Consider the following 16086-nt stretch of genomic DNA (forward strand, 5'->3'; position numbering starts at 1 on the left):
AACCACACACGAACAGAGTTCGAATGGTCAAAACCAGCTCCCCAGATATGCCTGCTAACCCTATCTTAGCAATAACCGAAGTGAACTCCGCAAAGAACATTGAAACAAACGCGTAAACCAACCCATTTCTTCATCCCCCCCCCTATTGCCGTTTCTTGGCGGCTATCTCCTACCCCATTAGCACAACAGATTTTATTTGAATCCACAATTCTAACCCAAGGACCAACTTGAGCGAGACTGCGGTTCGTTTAGTTAGGTTTTACCAGCAGCATATTAGAACCGATGCTCTAGGTAACCAAATAGAGATGAATGCCGCCAAGCCAATAAACGCAGCTGAAATCCACAAGCAGGCGCGCCAAGTCGCCACCTGAAACACCCAGCCTGACAAGACGGTTCCAATTAAACGCCCCAGGCGTTAGCCATGTAGTAAAGCCAATATCCAGTGATGCACCGTCTTCTTTGAGCGTAGCTCACGATCAAATAGCGTGCAATGATGAGTTAATTGCAAATAGCGCGCCAAACAAGAGCAAGCCACCGACTAGCAGCGTTTCTAAACTGTGGGCTACTGTTGAGGCCAAAGGCGATGCCAGCCGTTAAGGCCGCAAGCGGGATTGCCCACAATATGGTGGCGCATGACTATCAGGCACTTGCCTGTTTTTTTGCCTGTGAGGTAAGGGGCAAACGATTGAACGATACCGTAGCCATGACCCAAACCGCAAAAAGTCCCGACTCGCCAATCACCCAGCCCAAGGTTTGCGCCATAAATACGGGCAATGCCACAACAAACCAGACATCACGCGCCCCAAACAAAAATAGTCGTGCAGCTGAAAGCACGTTAACTGCTCGGCTTTTCGAAAACAAATCGCCAAACTTAGGCTTGTTTTTGGCCTTGCCCAAATCGGCTTTGAGGCTGATTAGGCTGGCGACCCAGACCACAATCAAGACGCTTGCCATTGCCCACATTGAACCGGCAAATCCCAAAGCAGTCAGCAGTACACCGCCCAAGAAAAACCCAACGCCTTTCAGCGCATTTTTAGAGCCAGTGAGAATCGCCACCCATTGAAATAATTTGCCTTCCGCGCCAGCGGGCACCAGTGTTTTGATGCTGCTTTTGGCGCTCATTTTGTTCAAGTCTTTGGCAATGCCTGATAAGGCTTGAGCCGCCATTACCCAAGACACCGTCAACATCGCTGTTGGCACCGTGAGCGCGAGCAAGGCAACGACTTGCAGGCCAAGGCCGATGTTCATCGTTTTGTTCAAACCAATCCGCGCACCCAACCAGCCGCCGACCAAGTTAGTCACTACGCCAAAAATCTCGTAAAACAGAAACAGCATGGCGATCTGAAGCGGTGAATAGCCCAGCTGATGAAAGTGCAGCACCACCAACATTCGCAAAGCACCATCGGTCAGCGTGAACGCCCAATAATTGCCGGTGATGATGAGGTACTGCCGAATGGCGGGAGGTAGGCTGGCAAGCATGATGTGAACCAAGGTAGATGAAGTAGGTATTGCTCTGAGCGCCAATTATTTATTGATATTCAGAGCAATACATCATTAGGTATAAGGCCGGTTATTGGTCAGCCAAGCCAACTTGGCGTACCAATTCCGCCGTACGATTTACGTACCCCCACTCATTGTCGTACCACGCGTAAAGTTTTAATTGCGTGCCATTTATGACCATTGTTGAGAGTGCATCAATGATCGACGAGCGTGCATCACCACGGTAGTCAATTGACACCAATGGGCGTTCTTCGTAGCCCAGAATATCTTTCAGATAAGTTTCCGATGCGGTTTTGAGTAATGCATTGACCTCCTCAACCGTTGTGGCTCGTTCCAGCTCGAACACGCAGTCGGTTAACGAAGCATTGGTGAGTGGCACGCGGACGGCATGACCATTCAGGCGGCCTTTAAGCTCCGGAAAAATCTCAGTAATCGCCGTCGCTGAACCGGTCGAAGTCGGAATCAAGCTGGTGCCGCAAGAACGCGCTCGGCGCAGGTCTTTATGGGGTGCATCAATAATGGTTTGCGTATTGGTCAGATCATGGATGGTGGTCATGCTGCCGTGGCGAATGCCAAGCTGCTCATGAATAACTTTGACGACAGGGGCGAGGCAGTTGGTTGTGCAACTGGCCGCAGTCACGATCTGGTGCAGTGTTGGGTCAAATAAATGATCATTTACGCCGACGACGACATTGAGCACGCCTGCTTCTTTAACCGGCGCAGTCACTACGACGCGTTTTACCTTTTGCTCAAGGTAGCTTGGTAAGAGTGCAGTGGTGCCATTTTGCTGGAAGCTCATCACCACTATCGCAACCTCGACCAGTCCGTTGCGCCAATGTCTGTATTGCGACTGGTTTTGATGCGGGTATTGCCCACAACAATCACATCGCCATCGGTGGTCGCTTCGTGCGCCCAACGGCCATGTATTGAGTCAAAGTTAAGTAAATGCGCCAAAAGTAGCGGTATCACCGGCTGGGTCGTTGATCTGCACGAATTCAATTTCAGGCCAGCCCCATGCTGCGCGAAGCGTTAAACGCCCCATACGGCCAAAGCCGTTGATGCCTACTTTAATGGTCATTGCTCAATCCTTTCTTTGTTTCAGAGGCGCACAGCGCCCAGCAGAGATACGGTATTTTCGGGAAAAAGTCATTGCCCACTTAATGGATAAAATTTATCATACGATCAATTTCGATAATTGTCGTATAGTCGTCTTATGGAAAAAATACAGCAACCCTCATCTTGAAGTGCTGTCGTCTGGCGTTCGTTTAGACGTGTTTCGACTGCTGGTGAAGCAAGGGCGAGAAGGCATGGTCGCGGGCGATATTGCTGAACGACTGCAAGTAACATCGAGCAGCTTGTCTTTCACTTGAAAGAGCAAGACGCGAGAATTGATCACATCAGAGCAGTGAAAGCCGCTTTATCCGCTATCGGGCAACATCGCGCACGATGGAGGATGGATTGCGTATCTGACGGAAGAATGCTGCCAAGGCCATCTAGAAGAGTGCTTAGCGGGTGTGCACCAGAATCTGACTCGTAACCCCTGCGGTGGTACCTTTATCGTCCACATGCAAACCCAGTGAGACGGAAAGTATGAATATCTGATTTCTGTGTACCGGCAACTCTTGTCGCTCAATTTTGGCGGAAGCGGTTTTTAATCATCTCGCACGCAGCGGGATGGCAGCCATCAGCGCGGGCAGTCAACCCACAGGCCAAGTTCACCCGCGTTCACTTGCCTTGTTGGCACGTGAAGGTAGTGCGACGGATGGCTGAACCAGTAAAACATGGGACAACTTGCCAGGTGACGCCCGATGTGGTGATTACGGTTTGTGCTGCAGTGCCGCAGGTGAAACCCGCCCAGCTTACTCTGGCGCAGTAGTACGAGGGTCATTGGGGCGTAGCCGACCCAGCGCACGTCATCGGCAGTGAAGCTGAAATTGAAGCCGCATTTACCGAGGCATATCGAATCCTTCGGGCACTGCATTGAAACGTTGTTTGCGTTGCCGATGGTGTTGATGACCTTAAAAATGATCCCGCTTTGTTAAAAGCGAGCTTGATCGCATTGGCTCGCTTTTTTCAATAAGCAACATTTCCATATTTTGAAGATATTGGAATTAACGTCGCCTCTGTCTTCCAAGTTATTGATTGAACGCACTCACCTTGAGAAAGGAAACTAAGATGTCTCGCTCAAACCTATAACGTTTTATTTGTCTGCACGGGCAATCTGGCTCGCAGCATCATGGCAGAAGTCATTATGCAATCAGCCTCGGCGCTGTCAATTTGAAGCTTATAGCGCGGGCAGTCACCCACGGTGAAGTGCACCCAATGACACTGCGAGCGTTAAAGCATCAGAAATATGATCTGGGCACATTGCGCAGCAAGAAGCTGGGCAGAGTTTGCTGCACCCGATGCACCAAAAATGGATTTCATTTTTACGGTCTGCACCAGCTGTTGGTGAAGCATGCCCAGCTTGGCTGGGACAGCCCATTACTGCGCATTGGGGCTTTGCAGACCCTGCAAAGCAACGGCTCAGACGAAGAGTTGTTCCAAACCTTTACCCACGTACAGTCGCAGATTGCCAATCGGATTCGTCTATTTCTGAGTTTACCGATCGACAAAATTGATCGCATGTCACTGCAAACCAAGTTGCGTGGAGCTGAAACCAATCCAATAAGCAGGGAGAATAAGCTAGCGTCAGTACAGTGTGATGCGCTCGCCCAAAATCCAGCTGCGGGCGCGCCAATGAATGTCTTTGAACGCTACCAACCGTTTGGGTGTTTCTTTGCATTATTGCGGGCATTGGATTGGGGCAGTTGCTGCCTAACGTATTTCAAGCCATTGGCCGGATGGAGTTTGCACAGGTTAACTTACCTGTGGGCGTCCTAATCTGGGTCATGATTATCCCCATGCTGGTTAAGGTGGATTTTGGTGCTCTGCATGAAGTTCGCAAACATGGGCGCGGCATTGGCGTTACGTTGTTTGTGAACTGGCTGGTGAAGCCATTCTCAATGGCATTCTTAGGCTGGCTTTTTATACGCCATCTGATTTGCGCCACTATTGCCCGCAGATCAACTCGATAGTTATATCGCCGGTCTGATTTTGCTGGCCGCTGCGCCTTGTACCGCAATGGTTTTTGCTTGGAGCAAGCTCACGAATGGCGACCCGCTCTTCACGTTGTCACAAGTCGCGCTCAATGACAGCATTATGGCTTTATCGCTTTTGCGCCTTTGGTTGGCCTCTGCTGGGTATCTCGGCCATCACCGTGCCGTGGGACACCTTGCTCACTCTCAGTCGTGCTTTACATCGTTATCCCCGTGATTCTGGCGCAGTTATGGCGCAAAATGCTGCTTCGCAACGGGCAAGCAGCATTTGATGCCGCAATGGAAAAAATTGCACCGTGGTCGATTACGGCCTTGTTAGCCACCTTGGTATTACTCTTTGCATTCCAAGGCGAAGCCATTATCAAGCAGCCGCTGGTTATTGCACTGCTGGCCGTGCCGATCCTGATTCAAGTGTTTTTCAACTCAGCACTGGCGTATTGGCTGAATCGTGCCGTAGGCGAAAAGCATAATATTGCATGCCCATCCGCTTTGATTGGCGCATCCAATTTCTTCGAGCTGGCGCCGTCGCTGCGGCGATTAGCCTGTTCGGTTTCCACAGTGGGCGGCGCTCGCCACGGTCGTGGGCGTGTTGATTGAAGTACCAGTCATGCTGCTGGTGGTGAACATCGTGAACCGCAGTAAACCTTGGTATGAGGCACGGAGCTAAATCATGCTCGCTACCAATACCTTGCAACCGGCGAGTTCCGGACTGGCAGAGCTACTCAATCGGCGATGTGCTTGTCAGTTTCTCGACCACGATTTGCTGAAGGCGCAACTGGAGCTCAGTCCCGATATGGCTGGCCTCAGTGAAGAGATTGCACACAGCCGACCTCATCTGTTTTCAGCCACGATGGTGTTTATCACGCCAGAACAGCGAGCGCAGATGCAGGCCATCATTCAAGCTCATTGAAACGGTGATTGCAACAGCGGCGTGGAAAAACGAAGCACTTGCTCAAGCGCCTGAAATTGCGAAACTGGACTTTGGTCTCGACAGCGTTTTCTTTGGCTATGATTTCCATTTGGGGAGCAACGGTGCACAGCCTCATTGAAATCAACACCAATGCAGGCGGTGCTTATCTTAATCTCAGCGCTAGCACGGGCTCAAACCGCGTGCTGTGAGGCATCCCCACCGCTTTCAGCTTCGCCCAAAACGCTGGAGAGTATGGAAGAGCGCTGGCTGAATATGTTTATGGCTGAGTGGCAAGCACAGCGCGATTCGGCTCAACCGCGCACCATCGCCATTGTTGATGAACAGCCAGAGCAGCAATACCTCTACCCAGAGTTTTTGCTATTTCAGCGTCTGTTTGAGCGATTTGGCATTCGTTGCTTGATTGCCTCACCCGAGGAGCTGCGTTGGGAGTCCGGACAGCTTTGGCTGGGTGATGAGGTGATTGATCTAGTCTACAACCGCCTCACCGATTTCTATTTTGACGAAGCGGACTCCGCCGCTTTGCGTGACGCCTATCTGGCGGGGGCTGTCGTTGTGACGCCGACTCCACGAGCGCATGCCCTATATGCCAACAAGCGCCATTTGGCTTGTTTGAGCCAGCCTGAAAGTTTGGCGAAGCTAGAGTAGATGCAAAGACGAGCGACATCTTGCAAGCAGGTATTCCCTCATACTCGCTATGTCACTGCCAGTACCGCCGAAATATTGGTCGCAGCGGCGGCAGCTGTTTTTTAAACCGGCAAACGGCTATGGCAGTAAGGCGACATATCGCGGCGATAAGCTCACCAAGCGAGTTTGGGACGACATTCTTAATGCGGATTATGTGGCGCAAACGCTGGCTCCGCCGAGTGAGCGCGTCGTCGCCGTAGATGGCATCCAAACGTGTGACCTTAAGTTGGACGTACGAGCTTATGTTTATCGCGGTGAAGTCCAGCTGTTTGCTGCTCGGCTTTATCAGGGGCAGACCACGAACTTTAGAACACAAGGCGGCGGCTTTGCCCCCGTCTATATCACTAACACATGACGCACATGAATCATTTCACGGAGAAGACAATGCAACATCCTTTTGACCTGATGCCTTTGCCAGAAGGCGGCGGCCTGATTTTTACACCTTGCCCTGGCACCAAGGAAGTCGATCTTGAGCAGGCATTGCATGACCTTCCACGCAGCGGGCGCTGCTGCGATCATCACGCTAATGCCCGAGCATGAGATGCAGGAAAACAGCGTATCCGCTTTACCGAACGTATGTCAGCAGCTCGGATTGGCTTGGTTTCATTTCCCTGTCGAAGATGATGCAGCTCCGGCTGAAGAGTTCGAACGCCAATGGAGCACGCATAGCGCTGAGATTCTACAAATGCTGGCGGACGGTAAAACCATCGCGGTTCATTGCAAAGGCGGCTCAGGTCGCACAGGTTTGATGATTGGCAAATCTGTTGCTTGCCCGTGATGTGCCGCTCGATCAAGTAACCGCACAAGTTCAAGCTACTCGGCCAAAGTCACTGCGTATTCCTGCCCATATTGAGTATTTGCAGGGAATCGCTTCGCAAGCCGAGTGATTAATACCTCAAATAGAAGATTGAGGTGATGGCGATGGACACAATATGAATAAGATATTCCCGTGCCCATTCGCCGCTAGCCCCATTGATACAGGCTAGAAAAGGAGAAGTTATGTCGAATGCCAACTCAGAACAACTATTAGATTTGCCACAAGTTGCAGCTGAGCATTTTAAGGTGCCAGAGCTGACCAAATTGCATCCTGCTCAACAGTCATCGCATCCACCGCGTATTTTGATGCTGTATGGGTCTGTACGCGAACGCTCATTTAGCCGCTTGCTCACCGAAGAGGCTGCTCGTTTATTGCGGGCGATGGGCGCAGAAGTAAAAATCTTCAATCCGAGCGGACTCCCTTTGCCGGATGATGCCCCTGATAACCACCCAAAAGTGCAGGAACTGCGTGAGTTAGCGTTGTGGTGCGAAGGCATGGTCTGGACTTCACCAGAACGTCACGGCGCAATGACAGGCATTATGAAAGCCCAAATTGACTGGATTCCACTGTCGGCAGGAGCTGTTCGGCCTACTCAAGGTAAAAACGCTCGCCGTGATGCAGGTTTCAGGCGGTTCGCAGTCTTTCAATGCAGTGAACCAAATGCGCGTGCTAGGGCGCTGGATGCGCATGATTACGATCCCGAATCAATCATCCGTGGCAAAAGCCTTTCAAGAGTTCGATGAGCACAATCGCATGAAGCCATCGAGTTACCACGACCGAGTTGTAGATGTGATGGAAGAGCTCGTTAAGTTCACGCTACTGACTCGCGATGTGAGTCCATATTTAGTGGATCGCTACAGCGAGCGCAAAGAAAGCGCAGAAGAGTTGTCACGTCGAGTGAATTTATCAAAAGCAACATAGTTTTGGACGATAAGGCTGCCTCTGATAAAAGCAGCCTTAAACCAATTTAAATAACTCGTCGATTTATTTAACAAGTAACTGCGCCATCATGCCCTGCCCTTCGTGCTCCAGAATATGGCAGTGGAACATCCGCAAGCCTTTATCGTGTTGGACGGTTTTGATGCGCACTGTTTCGTAAGGGCGAAGATTGATGGTGTCGTGCAGTGCGCGATACGGCGCATTGCGTCGCTTGCCGTTCAGTTTTGAATCTAGAACGATAAATTGTGTGCCATGAATATGGAACGGGTGGTCCATGTGCGAGTTATTAAAGATTTCCCACACCTCAACTTCGTTGAGTTTGCTGGTCAGATCAACCCGATTCATATCAAAGCTTTTGCCATTCACCAGAAATGCCATGCTGTGCACGCCATTGTCCATGCTCATCGTTTCGCTAAATTCGACTTTCTTGAGTGCAGTGGCGCGACCGAAGTCTGCAATTTTTCGCAATTGAATCGGAATCGCTGGTGTTGGGCCGCTAGCAAAATTGAGTTGTATCAATACGCGATCCACTTCGGGGGCAACATTACCCATTTTTTCTCGATCATAAGCCAGTGCCTTAAGGGGCAATGTGGCAGCTTTGCCATCGCCGACAATGACTTCAGTCCGTTGTCCTGGCACGAGTAAAATTTCGTCTTTGAGTATCGGTTTTTCCAGCAAACCGCCATCAGTCGCGACCAGCGTCATTTTTTGCCCCGGTATAGCTAGGCGCAAATAACGCGCGCTGCAGGCATTCCAGATTCGCAGGCGTTGCCGGCCAGCAATTGTCACTACCGGTTCACGCTGGCCATTGACCAGAACAAACTGGCCTTCACGGCCATTCATCCAATCATTGGCCGTGTTATCGGGAATCAGGCCTTCAGTATCGAGCTTCAAATCAGAAATGACTAAATGCTGCTCGGCAAATGCCGTAAGCGGATCATTCTTGCTACGAACAATAAATAATCCGGCAAGGCCGCGATACGCTTGCTCAGGTGTGTCGCCATGCGGGTGCGGGTGATACCAATACGTTCCAGCGCAGTTGTCTGGCAGCTTAAAACGGTAAACGCGCTCGCCTCCGGCGGGTACGGCATCGTGCGGATTGCCGTCTTGCTCGGGCGGTACCGGCAAGCCATGCCAATGTATTGTCGAGGCTTGTGCAAGCTGGTTAATAAAGCGAATCTCGACTTCATCGCCTTCAAAAGCTTCAATCAACGGTCCAGGTACTTGGCCGTTATACAACCACATTGGTGTTTTCTTGCCCGTGGTCAATTCGACCTCATGCGCTGCGGCAGTTAACGTTGCTTCAAAACGCTGGGGCGCAGTAGCGGTATTGCGCAAGGGGGCCAGTGGTACATGCGACTGCCCTGCTGTCAGCGCTGTTTCGGGTAGCAAGGGCATATCAGCAACAGTTTTCAAGGCTTGCGGCATCGCCCCGCCATCGCGCTTGGCGTGATCCATCGCCGCCCAAACTGGGTTCGCGCCCAACCAGCCCATCGCGCCCATACCGGCTGACACGGTTAAGAATTGTCGTCTATTCATAACGCTCTCCTAGAGCGGCAACATCGTTAAATCATAATCCTGTTACCGCATCACGTTTGCAAACAAACTCGTGATCTGACTTACTTAGCTCAGAGCAGTCCTTTGGAATAAATACAAGGGTATTGCTATAAAGTCATTTATTTTCAATGCATAGATGGCAATACCCATGACTCTTACTTCAAAGCAAATCGGAATTGTTCCGCCGCTTTACCAGGTAAAGTAACTTTTAATAGGGCTTTCGTACCTGCAACGGCTTTGTATTGACCGGTAGCCATCAGGCCATCACCCATAGGCATTAATTTCACCGTCTGTTTCTCACTCCCGTTCAGAAGTGTCAATTCAGCAGCTACACCTTTCGCTGCGACCGCTTTGCCTGCGTGGTCAGATAAATAAATCATCAGCATATTGCCATCGAGGCTGAGCTCTGCACGATTACCGGATGTTGCTTCGGCCATGACACCATTGTGCATCGGCTTCATATCGCCATCAGCGAAAGCCAAATTAGCAGCAAGTACAAAACCGAATGCAATTAGCGTTTTTTTCATGATATTTCCTTGAGTAAAATGCCCGAAGGCGAGGGTTAAAACGCAATCTGGTTGTTTTCATCCAGCAAGCGTTGTAATGGTTTTTGACCGAACAGCCAGAACATCAGCGGGGTCAGTAATGTATCGAGAATGGTCGAGCTAATCAGTCCGCCAAAAATCACCACGGCGACCGGATGCAAGATTTCTTTGCCCGGCGCATCGGCAGCAAACAACAGTGGCACCAAGGCCAAAGCGGCCGTTAATGCAGTCATCAATACCGGCGTCAAGCGTTCGAGCGAGCCACGAATAATCATGGCTTGGCTAAAATGCTCGCCTTCAAACTTGCAAAGATTGATGTAATGACTGATTTTCAGAATGCCGTTACGCGTTGCGATGCCAGTCAGCGTAATAAAGCCAACCAAAGACGCGACCGAGAGCGAAATCCCAGCCAGCCACATTGCAATCACGCTGCCAATCAGCGCCATCGGGATATTGCCCATAATCATTGCAGCCAAAACCGCAGATTTATAACGGCTATACAGCACCATAAAAATCAGCGAGAGCGAAACAATCGACAAACCAGCAATTAATTGGCTGGCGGCTTCTTGTGCCTGGAACTGCCCTTCCAAACTCACAAAATAGCCATCCGGCAATTTGTTTTGCGCCAGCACACCTCGAATTTGCTTGATGATCGTCGCCATGTCCGAACCATTGGTATTGGCTGATATCACAATCCGGCGTCGGCTATTCTCGCGACCAATTTGATTCGGCCCATCGCTTTCCTCAACACTGGCCACTTGCGACAACGGCACTTTGCCGTGCGGCGTATCGATCAAGATATTGCCCAAGCCCTGCGGATCACGCGCAGCGTCGGGCAAGCGAATTACCAGATTAAAGCGCTTGTTGTTATCAACAATTTGCGCGACGGTATCGCCTTCGGTGAGTGTTTCCAGCGTTTTAAGCAATGCCCCAGGTGACACGCCAAGCTGCGCGGCACGGTCGTAGTCGATTCGCACTTTGATTTGCGGGATCAACACCTGCTTCTCAATCTGCAGATCAGTCAACCCCGGTATCGCAGCCAACTTCTCTTTCAGATTGGCCGCTTCACCGCGCAGCGCATCCAGATCATCACCGTAAATCTTCAACGCAATTTGCGCCCGAACGCCGGATAGCAAATGATCAAGTCGATGTGAAATCGGTTGCCCAACCGTCGTCGTGGCAGGTAACGGCGCGAGGCGCGTACGAATATCGGCCATAATGTCTTCGCGCGAACGCTCGGACTTCTTGAGGTCAACATCAATCTCGCTCGAATGTACACCTTCGGCATGCTCATCCAGCTCCGCCCTGCCCGTGCGCCGCCCTACACTTTTCACTTCGGGCACTTCAGCAATCAAAGTTTCGGCCAAACTCCCGACTCGATTGGCCTCTGTCAGCGATGTACCGGGGTTGAGCAGCAAGCTAATCGTTAATGTGCCCTCGTTAAACGCCGGTAAAAACGCTTTTGGAAAGTACGGCACCGTTGCCAGCGCAGCCACGAGTAGCAAAACGGCCAAACCAAGTGCCAGTTTTGCGTGCGCAAACGAAGCGACTAATACCCGTTTATCCCAACGCTTGAGAAAGAGCACGAGCTTTGAATCGCCGTGCTCAATCTGCTTCATTTTGGGCAATAGGAAGTAGCACATCACTGGCGTCACCGTCAGCGCCACCAGCAAACTGGCCAAAATCGACGTGATGTAGGCTACGCCCAATGGTGCAAACAAGCGCCCTTCAATCCCCGGCAAAGCAAACAAAGGCACAAACGCCAGCACCACAACCATCGTCGCAACGACTACACCGGAGCGGACTTCATTGCACGCAGCTGCAATCACTTTGATGATGTGCGTTACGCCTTTGGGTTTGTTTTCTTTCAATCGTCGCAGCACGTTTTCGACATCGACCAGCGCATCATCAACCAACTCGCCGATGGCGATAGCCAAACCACCGAGCGTCATGACGTTGATTGACAAACCCATGACCTTGAAAACCAGAAAGGTAATCGCCAGCGACAGTGGGATTGCGGTCAATGAAATCAACGTCGTGCGGCCATTCATCAAGAACAAGAACAGAATGACCGCGACCATGATCGCACCATCGCGTAAAGCTTCTTGCACGTTGTGAATCGACGCTTCAATAAAATCGGCCTGGCGGAACGAAATTTCTGGCTTGCTGATCCCCGGTGGTAAAGATTTGCTCAAACTAGCGAGCGCATCATCAATTTCGCGACTTAAGCGAATCGAGTCTGCATTAGGCTGCTTTTGCACACTGACAATCACCGCTGGCTTGCCCGCGAAACCAGCATCGCCGCGTTTAAACGCTGCGGCAAACTTCACCTCGGCGACTTGCTTGAGCAGAATTGGCTGGCCATTGATCACCTTGACCGCCAGATTTTGCATGTCCTCCAGACGGGTCGTGCGCCCCATGTTACGGATCAAATATTCACGCGCATTTTGCTCCAGATACCCGCCACTGGTATTGCTAGAAAACCCTTTAAGTGCAAGCTCTACATCTTCATACCCAACACCAAGCTGCGCCATCATGGCGGTGTTTGGCTCAACCCTGAATTGCCGGACTTCACCGCCAATTGGAATCACTTGCGCGACACCAGGGATCGATAACAAGCGTGGGCGCAGCACAAAATCAACGTACTCCCGCACTGCCATAGGGCTAGCTTTGTCGGGGTCGGCAGGGAACGCAATCAGCATGATCTCGCCCATTACTGACGAAATCGGCCCCATTGCAGGCTTAACGCCTTCAGGAAGCTGCTCTTTCACTTCGGCTAAGCGTTCAGCGATGAGCTGCCGGTTGCGGTAAATATCCGAACCCCATTCAAACTCGGCATACACAATCGACAAACCAACCCCAGACACCGCACGGACGCGAGTTACGCCGGGCATGCCGTTGAGTGCCGTTTCCAGCGGAAAGCTGACCAGTTGCTCCACCTCCTCCGGCGCCATCCCACCCGCCTCGGTCATGATGGTGACGGTGGGTTTGTTTAAGTCAGGAAAGACATCGACTGGCATTTTGCTGGCAGTTAAACCGCCATAGATCAATAAAATGGCCGCAATGGCGACGATAAACAGTCTGTTCTTCAGACTTTGATTCACAATCCAGCTAAACATGGCTTTCCCCTTAGCGGATTTGATTAATCAAAGTGGCGCCCTGCGTCACGACGCGGCTGCCCGGTTTGAGCTGTGTGACGAGCACAGTTTTGCCATCGACCGGAATCGGCGTGACAGGCACCGCGCGGAAAACGAGCGCACTGTCGTGCAGCCAAACCACAGATTCATTCGCTGAGTTTTTGACGACGCTGCTGGCCGGTAAACGAATGCCCTTGGTTTGTTCGCGCGTCTGCACGACCAATTTGACGGTTTGCCCCAGCGCGAGTGACGTAGCTTCGGTAGGTGCAAACAAGAGTGGTAATGCGCCATCCCGCAATACGCTCGCACCACCTAAATAGCGCAGCGATACCCCTGAAATGAGGCGCTAGCGATATTGCCGACTAAGGCCGGATCGTAGGCCAGCGCTTCAATCAGCATGCTTTTGGGCTCAACAATTTCGAATAACACTGCGCTGGAATCAACGACCTGCCCATTGATCGCATTGCTGGCCGCTAATACGCCCGACACTGGTGCGCGCAAAGCTTCACCATCACTGGCTTTGGCGAGCGCAGCAAAGCGAGCGCGTAGCCCATCCAGCTCGGCTTGTGCCGCCTGAATTTCCTTTCGCGGCACGCTATTGGAGAGTTCGTTCAGGCGCGCAGCAGTTTGCTCTGCTAATTTCAGTTTGCTGCGTGTTTTGGCCAACTCAGCCTGCTGTTGCGCCAATTCGTATGAACTGGCAGCGGGTTTCACCCAAGCCAGAACTTGCCCCTGACTCACTTTGCTGCCCAGCAAAGGCAAGCCCCCTGCGGGGCGCTAATGCGACCGCCACTACTGGCCTGCACTCGGCCTCCGCGATTGGGGTCCATCACAACATGACCATTAAGCTCAATTGCGCGTGCAGCAGTGCCTTCACTTGCAAGCAATGTACGAATTTCCAGGCGATGTTGCGCCGTTTTGGGCAGCAGTACGCGACCATCGGGCAGACGCTGTGGCTTGTCACTGTTCGTTGTTGCGACGACAGGTGCTGCACCGTGATCTTCATCGCCATGCGCCCATAGCGAACCGCTCGTTGACGCCAAAAGAGCTAGGCCAATGAGATTGATTTTAAGAATTTTTTACGCGACATTATGCTTTGACTCCCGTAACTCCTGAAGATTGACCACTTGAACGACGCTGACGAATAACGATGAACGCCAGTGCAGCGATGCCTGCCAGACCACCACCGAGCCACCACCTAACCGTTCCCGATGTAGAAGCATGCTCTTCAGTCAGAACGGGTTTAGCGACCTTCAGCGTGGTTTCAAGCAAATCAGATTGCTCGCCAACAATTACGGTAAAAACGAGGGCATATTCACCAACCCCAGCTAAAGCAGGCAATTTGGCGCTATACTCTCCAGGGGCAATAGACTTGAATTCTCGCTTTAATAGCGCCACTCTCAACTTCAATCTGCGCCTTCTCAACCGGCGAATTGTCGCGATAGCGATCTAAATAAACCTGCAGCGTATTGCCTTTCATTTGTGCCAAAAGCTCAAAATCTTCCGATTTGGCTTCGGCAGTAGGCATGCCGGTCGAGCTCACAGCGGCAGGTTTTGCACCGCCGCTATGGTCTTCATCACCATGGGCAAAGGCTGGGCTGGTACTCATGAAACACATCCCACTCAACATGAGTGATAACAGTAATTTTTTGGGGATCATGGCAAGATTCCTGCGGCTTGATTCATTCGGGAAATGGCGCGATCGACAGCGAGACGCGTGCGGGCCTGCTCGGATTCGGCAGCAAAACGGTCTTGCAGGCTTTTAAGCTGCGTTGTCAGATCGAATTGACCCATGCGAAAGCCTTTCTCTATCCATTGCGCACGCTCATTGGCCAATTGCAATTGTTCGGCGGCAATGTCTTGTTCGGCACGGCTTTGTGCCAGCTCAGACTGCGCTGCTTTCAAAGCATTGGTCACCTGCTGCTTTTCAAGATCTAGCTGGGTTTGTGCTTGAATCAGTGCTGCGTTGGCCGCAGCAATACGTGGCCGATTTCTGGCTTCAGAGCCAAATGGGATTTTGATGCCCACTTTCACACGACCGCGATAGGGCTCGTCGGAGGCGTCTTTTTCCGAGGTGTACGTCAGTGCGACTTCGGACGCATTGCGTGTATCACCTGCCGCCTGTTGTAGCTTGGCTTGTGCGCTCTTGGCATTGAGATCAAGGCTGGCTAACTGTGGATGCTCACCAGCGCGTTCTTGCAAAACCTCTGCATGTTCCGGTAGAGCTACACCACGGCTGAGTAAGGCAAAGCTTTGCTGTGCGCGTTCGAACGCAAGCTGAGCAATCCCGACTTCTTTCTTGGCTTGCAACACGGCAATTTTGCTTTGTCTGTCATCTGTCGGAGCCAAATCACCGGATTTAATTCGGCGGTTCACATCGATGGCGATTTCTTGCTCGGCAGCCAATTTCCGCTTGGCCAGATCAAAATCCAATTGGGCCAGCCGAGCGTCCCACCAAGCTTCGCGAAGCACTCCCGCCAAGCTCAGGCGAGCGAGTATAGATTCGCCAGTGAAAGCGGCTTGTTCGGCCAGTGCCACATTGGTAGCGCGTTCACGCTGACCATAAGTCCAAACAGACGTAGATAGTTCCACTTCCCATTCGCGGCGGCCAGTATTGTCATTAAGTTGATCGGTCGTATGAGAAAACCCAATACTGGGCGGTTCGGGTGTCCAGGCTTGGCTCGCTTGAATGTCGGCACTATAGCGCTCGTTTTGTGCATTTTGCGCAGCTGCGTGTACTGACCAGGCTTGATCGAGTGCTTCGCGCAGGGTTGCGGCTTGCGAATTGGCGAGCACAAACAGGCTGGCCAGTATGCAAGCTGTCTTAACAGCAGACATGATGAATCCTTGTTGAGTGGAAAACGTATCAAGACGTTCC

23 protein-coding genes and 1 pseudogene are annotated in these 16086 nt (G+C 51.6%); 11 read left to right on the top strand and 13 right to left on the bottom strand.

Annotation, left to right across the window (positions count from 1 at the left end):
• Positions 1-639: 639 nt before the first annotated feature.
• The 4 genes from arsJ to ABHF33_RS07300 form a co-directional block, all read right to left on the bottom strand.
• Positions 640-1479, bottom strand: a complete 840-nt coding sequence (gene arsJ, locus ABHF33_RS07290; RefSeq protein ID WP_348946333.1) for an organoarsenical effux MFS transporter ArsJ — start codon at positions 1477-1479, stop codon at positions 640-642.
• 91 nt (positions 1480-1570) lie between these two features.
• The gene (locus ABHF33_RS07295; RefSeq protein WP_348946335.1) at positions 1571-2299 is read right to left on the bottom strand and encodes a hypothetical protein; all 729 of its coding nucleotides are present in this window, start codon (positions 2297-2299) and stop codon (positions 1571-1573) included.
• A 5-nt stretch (positions 2300-2304) separates the two neighbouring features.
• Positions 2305-2469 (bottom strand): glyceraldehyde 3-phosphate dehydrogenase NAD-binding domain-containing protein, encoded by a 165-nt coding sequence (locus tag ABHF33_RS16960; RefSeq protein WP_432803962.1) that lies wholly within the window; start codon positions 2467-2469, stop codon positions 2305-2307.
• Positions 2438-2578 carry a glyceraldehyde 3-phosphate dehydrogenase NAD-binding domain-containing protein gene (locus ABHF33_RS07300; RefSeq protein ID WP_348946336.1) on the bottom strand — a complete coding sequence of 47 codons (141 nt, stop codon included), beginning with the start codon at positions 2576-2578 and terminating at the stop codon, positions 2438-2440. Before ABHF33_RS07300 ends, ABHF33_RS16960 begins: the two co-directional genes overlap by 32 nt.
• 557 nt (positions 2579-3135) lie before the next feature.
• Between ABHF33_RS07300 and ABHF33_RS07305 the strand changes: the two genes are divergently transcribed.
• The 11 genes and pseudogenes from ABHF33_RS07305 to ABHF33_RS07340 all read left to right on the top strand — a co-directional run bounded on the left by ABHF33_RS07305 (position 3136) and on the right by ABHF33_RS07340 (position 7773).
• Positions 3136-3270, top strand: coding sequence for a hypothetical protein (locus ABHF33_RS07305; RefSeq protein ID WP_348946337.1), 135 nt, complete (start codon positions 3136-3138; stop codon positions 3268-3270).
• A 433-nt stretch (positions 3271-3703) separates the two neighbouring features.
• Positions 3704-3781: pseudogene (locus ABHF33_RS16965) on the top strand (hypothetical protein); the annotation flags it as partial.
• Between the two features lie 41 nt (positions 3782-3822).
• Positions 3823-4383, top strand: coding sequence for a hypothetical protein (locus ABHF33_RS16970; RefSeq protein WP_432803963.1), 561 nt, complete (start codon positions 3823-3825; stop codon positions 4381-4383).
• A gap of 20 nt (positions 4384-4403) precedes the next feature.
• A complete protein-coding gene (locus ABHF33_RS16975; protein ID WP_432803964.1) occupies positions 4404-4577 on the top strand; it encodes a hypothetical protein in 174 nt (57 codons plus the stop codon).
• Positions 4578-4623: 46 nt separating this feature from the next.
• Entirely contained in the window at positions 4624-4815 is a 192-nt protein-coding gene (locus tag ABHF33_RS16980) for a hypothetical protein (protein ID WP_432803975.1), read from the top strand.
• A gap of 23 nt (positions 4816-4838) precedes the next feature.
• Positions 4839-5195, top strand: coding sequence for an arsenic resistance protein (locus ABHF33_RS16985; protein ID WP_432803965.1), 357 nt, complete (start codon positions 4839-4841; stop codon positions 5193-5195).
• A 73-nt stretch (positions 5196-5268) separates the two neighbouring features.
• Positions 5269-5508: a hypothetical protein gene (locus ABHF33_RS07320; protein WP_348946338.1), complete on the top strand. Its 240-nt coding sequence runs from the start codon at positions 5269-5271 to the stop codon at positions 5506-5508.
• 252 nt (positions 5509-5760) lie between these two features.
• On the top strand, positions 5761-6174 hold the full coding sequence (locus tag ABHF33_RS07325) for a hypothetical protein (protein ID WP_348946339.1): 414 nt from the start codon (positions 5761-5763) through the stop codon (positions 6172-6174).
• A gap of 49 nt (positions 6175-6223) precedes the next feature.
• On the top strand, positions 6224-6568 hold the full coding sequence (locus ABHF33_RS07330; RefSeq protein WP_348946340.1) for a hypothetical protein: 345 nt from the start codon (positions 6224-6226) through the stop codon (positions 6566-6568).
• Positions 6569-6697: 129 nt separating this feature from the next.
• Positions 6698-6991 carry a phosphatase domain-containing putative toxin gene (locus ABHF33_RS07335; RefSeq protein WP_348946341.1) on the top strand — a complete coding sequence of 98 codons (294 nt, stop codon included), beginning with the start codon at positions 6698-6700 and terminating at the stop codon, positions 6989-6991.
• Positions 6992-7212: 221 nt separating this feature from the next.
• Positions 7213-7773, top strand: a complete 561-nt coding sequence (locus tag ABHF33_RS07340) for an NAD(P)H-dependent oxidoreductase (protein WP_432803966.1) — start codon at positions 7213-7215, stop codon at positions 7771-7773.
• Positions 7774-8014: 241 nt separating this feature from the next.
• On the opposite strand, the gene ABHF33_RS07345 is transcribed toward ABHF33_RS07340, so the two are convergent.
• The 9 genes from ABHF33_RS07345 to ABHF33_RS07385 all read right to left on the bottom strand — a co-directional run bounded on the left by ABHF33_RS07345 (position 8015) and on the right by ABHF33_RS07385 (position 16046).
• Entirely contained in the window at positions 8015-9508 is a 1494-nt protein-coding gene (locus ABHF33_RS07345) for a multicopper oxidase family protein (protein ID WP_348946342.1), read from the bottom strand.
• 173 nt (positions 9509-9681) lie between these two features.
• Positions 9682-10053 carry a hypothetical protein gene (locus ABHF33_RS07350; RefSeq protein WP_348946343.1) on the bottom strand — a complete coding sequence of 124 codons (372 nt, stop codon included), beginning with the start codon at positions 10051-10053 and terminating at the stop codon, positions 9682-9684.
• A 35-nt stretch (positions 10054-10088) separates the two neighbouring features.
• Positions 10089-13190 (bottom strand): efflux RND transporter permease subunit, encoded by a 3102-nt coding sequence (locus tag ABHF33_RS07355; RefSeq protein WP_348946344.1) that lies wholly within the window; start codon positions 13188-13190, stop codon positions 10089-10091.
• A gap of 10 nt (positions 13191-13200) precedes the next feature.
• A complete protein-coding gene (locus tag ABHF33_RS07360; protein ID WP_348946345.1) occupies positions 13201-13482 on the bottom strand; it encodes a hypothetical protein in 282 nt (93 codons plus the stop codon).
• Positions 13483-13520: 38 nt separating this feature from the next.
• A complete protein-coding gene (locus ABHF33_RS07365) occupies positions 13521-13964 on the bottom strand; it encodes an efflux RND transporter periplasmic adaptor subunit (protein ID WP_348946346.1) in 444 nt (147 codons plus the stop codon).
• Complete coding sequence (locus tag ABHF33_RS07370) at positions 13946-14251, bottom strand: hypothetical protein (RefSeq protein ID WP_348946347.1); 306 nt, start codon at positions 14249-14251, stop codon at positions 13946-13948. Before ABHF33_RS07370 ends, ABHF33_RS07365 begins: the two co-directional genes overlap by 19 nt.
• Before the next feature lie 46 nt (positions 14252-14297).
• Positions 14298-14606 (bottom strand): hypothetical protein, encoded by a 309-nt coding sequence (locus ABHF33_RS07375; RefSeq protein ID WP_348946348.1) that lies wholly within the window; start codon positions 14604-14606, stop codon positions 14298-14300.
• Positions 14557-14868 carry a hypothetical protein gene (locus ABHF33_RS07380; RefSeq protein ID WP_348946349.1) on the bottom strand — a complete coding sequence of 104 codons (312 nt, stop codon included), beginning with the start codon at positions 14866-14868 and terminating at the stop codon, positions 14557-14559. Before ABHF33_RS07380 ends, ABHF33_RS07375 begins: the two co-directional genes overlap by 50 nt.
• Positions 14865-16046 (bottom strand): TolC family protein, encoded by a 1182-nt coding sequence (locus ABHF33_RS07385; RefSeq protein WP_348946350.1) that lies wholly within the window; start codon positions 16044-16046, stop codon positions 14865-14867. The genes ABHF33_RS07380 and ABHF33_RS07385 overlap by 4 nt, the downstream gene beginning before the upstream one ends.
• Positions 16047-16086 lie beyond the last annotated feature (40 nt).

Origin of the sequence: Chitinibacter sp. FCG-7, from assembly GCF_040047665.1 — a bacterium.
GTDB classification, from domain to species: Bacteria; Pseudomonadota; Gammaproteobacteria; order Burkholderiales; family Chitinibacteraceae; genus Chitinibacter; species Chitinibacter mangrovi.

What these genes read in the sequence shown, in the direction of transcription:
- arsJ (WP_348946333.1), bottom strand. Translation starts at nt 1,479, where the DNA reads ATGCTTGCCAGCCTACCTCCCGCCATTCGGCAGTACCTCATCATCACC.
- ABHF33_RS07295 (WP_348946335.1), bottom strand. Translation starts at nt 2,299, where the DNA reads ATGAGCTTCCAGCAAAATGGCACCACTGCACTCTTACCAAGCTACCTT.
- ABHF33_RS07300 (WP_348946336.1), bottom strand. Translation starts at nt 2,578, where the DNA reads ATGACCATTAAAGTAGGCATCAACGGCTTTGGCCGTATGGGGCGTTTA.
- ABHF33_RS16970 (WP_432803963.1), top strand. Translation starts at nt 3,823, where the DNA reads ATGACACTGCGAGCGTTAAAGCATCAGAAATATGATCTGGGCACATTG.
- ABHF33_RS16975 (WP_432803964.1), top strand. Translation starts at nt 4,404, where the DNA reads ATGCTGGTTAAGGTGGATTTTGGTGCTCTGCATGAAGTTCGCAAACAT.
- ABHF33_RS16980 (WP_432803975.1), top strand. Translation starts at nt 4,624, where the DNA reads ATGGTTTTTGCTTGGAGCAAGCTCACGAATGGCGACCCGCTCTTCACG.
- ABHF33_RS16985 (WP_432803965.1), top strand. Translation starts at nt 4,839, where the DNA reads ATGCTGCTTCGCAACGGGCAAGCAGCATTTGATGCCGCAATGGAAAAA.
- ABHF33_RS07320 (WP_348946338.1), top strand. Translation starts at nt 5,269, where the DNA reads ATGCTCGCTACCAATACCTTGCAACCGGCGAGTTCCGGACTGGCAGAG.
- ABHF33_RS07325 (WP_348946339.1), top strand. Translation starts at nt 5,761, where the DNA reads ATGGAAGAGCGCTGGCTGAATATGTTTATGGCTGAGTGGCAAGCACAG.
- ABHF33_RS07330 (WP_348946340.1), top strand. Translation starts at nt 6,224, where the DNA reads ATGTCACTGCCAGTACCGCCGAAATATTGGTCGCAGCGGCGGCAGCTG.
- ABHF33_RS07335 (WP_348946341.1), top strand. Translation starts at nt 6,698, where the DNA reads ATGACCTTCCACGCAGCGGGCGCTGCTGCGATCATCACGCTAATGCCC.
- ABHF33_RS07340 (WP_432803966.1), top strand. Translation starts at nt 7,213, where the DNA reads ATGTCGAATGCCAACTCAGAACAACTATTAGATTTGCCACAAGTTGCA.
- ABHF33_RS07345 (WP_348946342.1), bottom strand. Translation starts at nt 9,508, where the DNA reads ATGAATAGACGACAATTCTTAACCGTGTCAGCCGGTATGGGCGCGATG.
- ABHF33_RS07350 (WP_348946343.1), bottom strand. Translation starts at nt 10,053, where the DNA reads ATGAAAAAAACGCTAATTGCATTCGGTTTTGTACTTGCTGCTAATTTG.
- ABHF33_RS07355 (WP_348946344.1), bottom strand. Translation starts at nt 13,190, where the DNA reads ATGTTTAGCTGGATTGTGAATCAAAGTCTGAAGAACAGACTGTTTATC.
- ABHF33_RS07380 (WP_348946349.1), bottom strand. Translation starts at nt 14,868, where the DNA reads ATGATCCCCAAAAAATTACTGTTATCACTCATGTTGAGTGGGATGTGT.
- ABHF33_RS07385 (WP_348946350.1), bottom strand. Translation starts at nt 16,046, where the DNA reads ATGTCTGCTGTTAAGACAGCTTGCATACTGGCCAGCCTGTTTGTGCTC.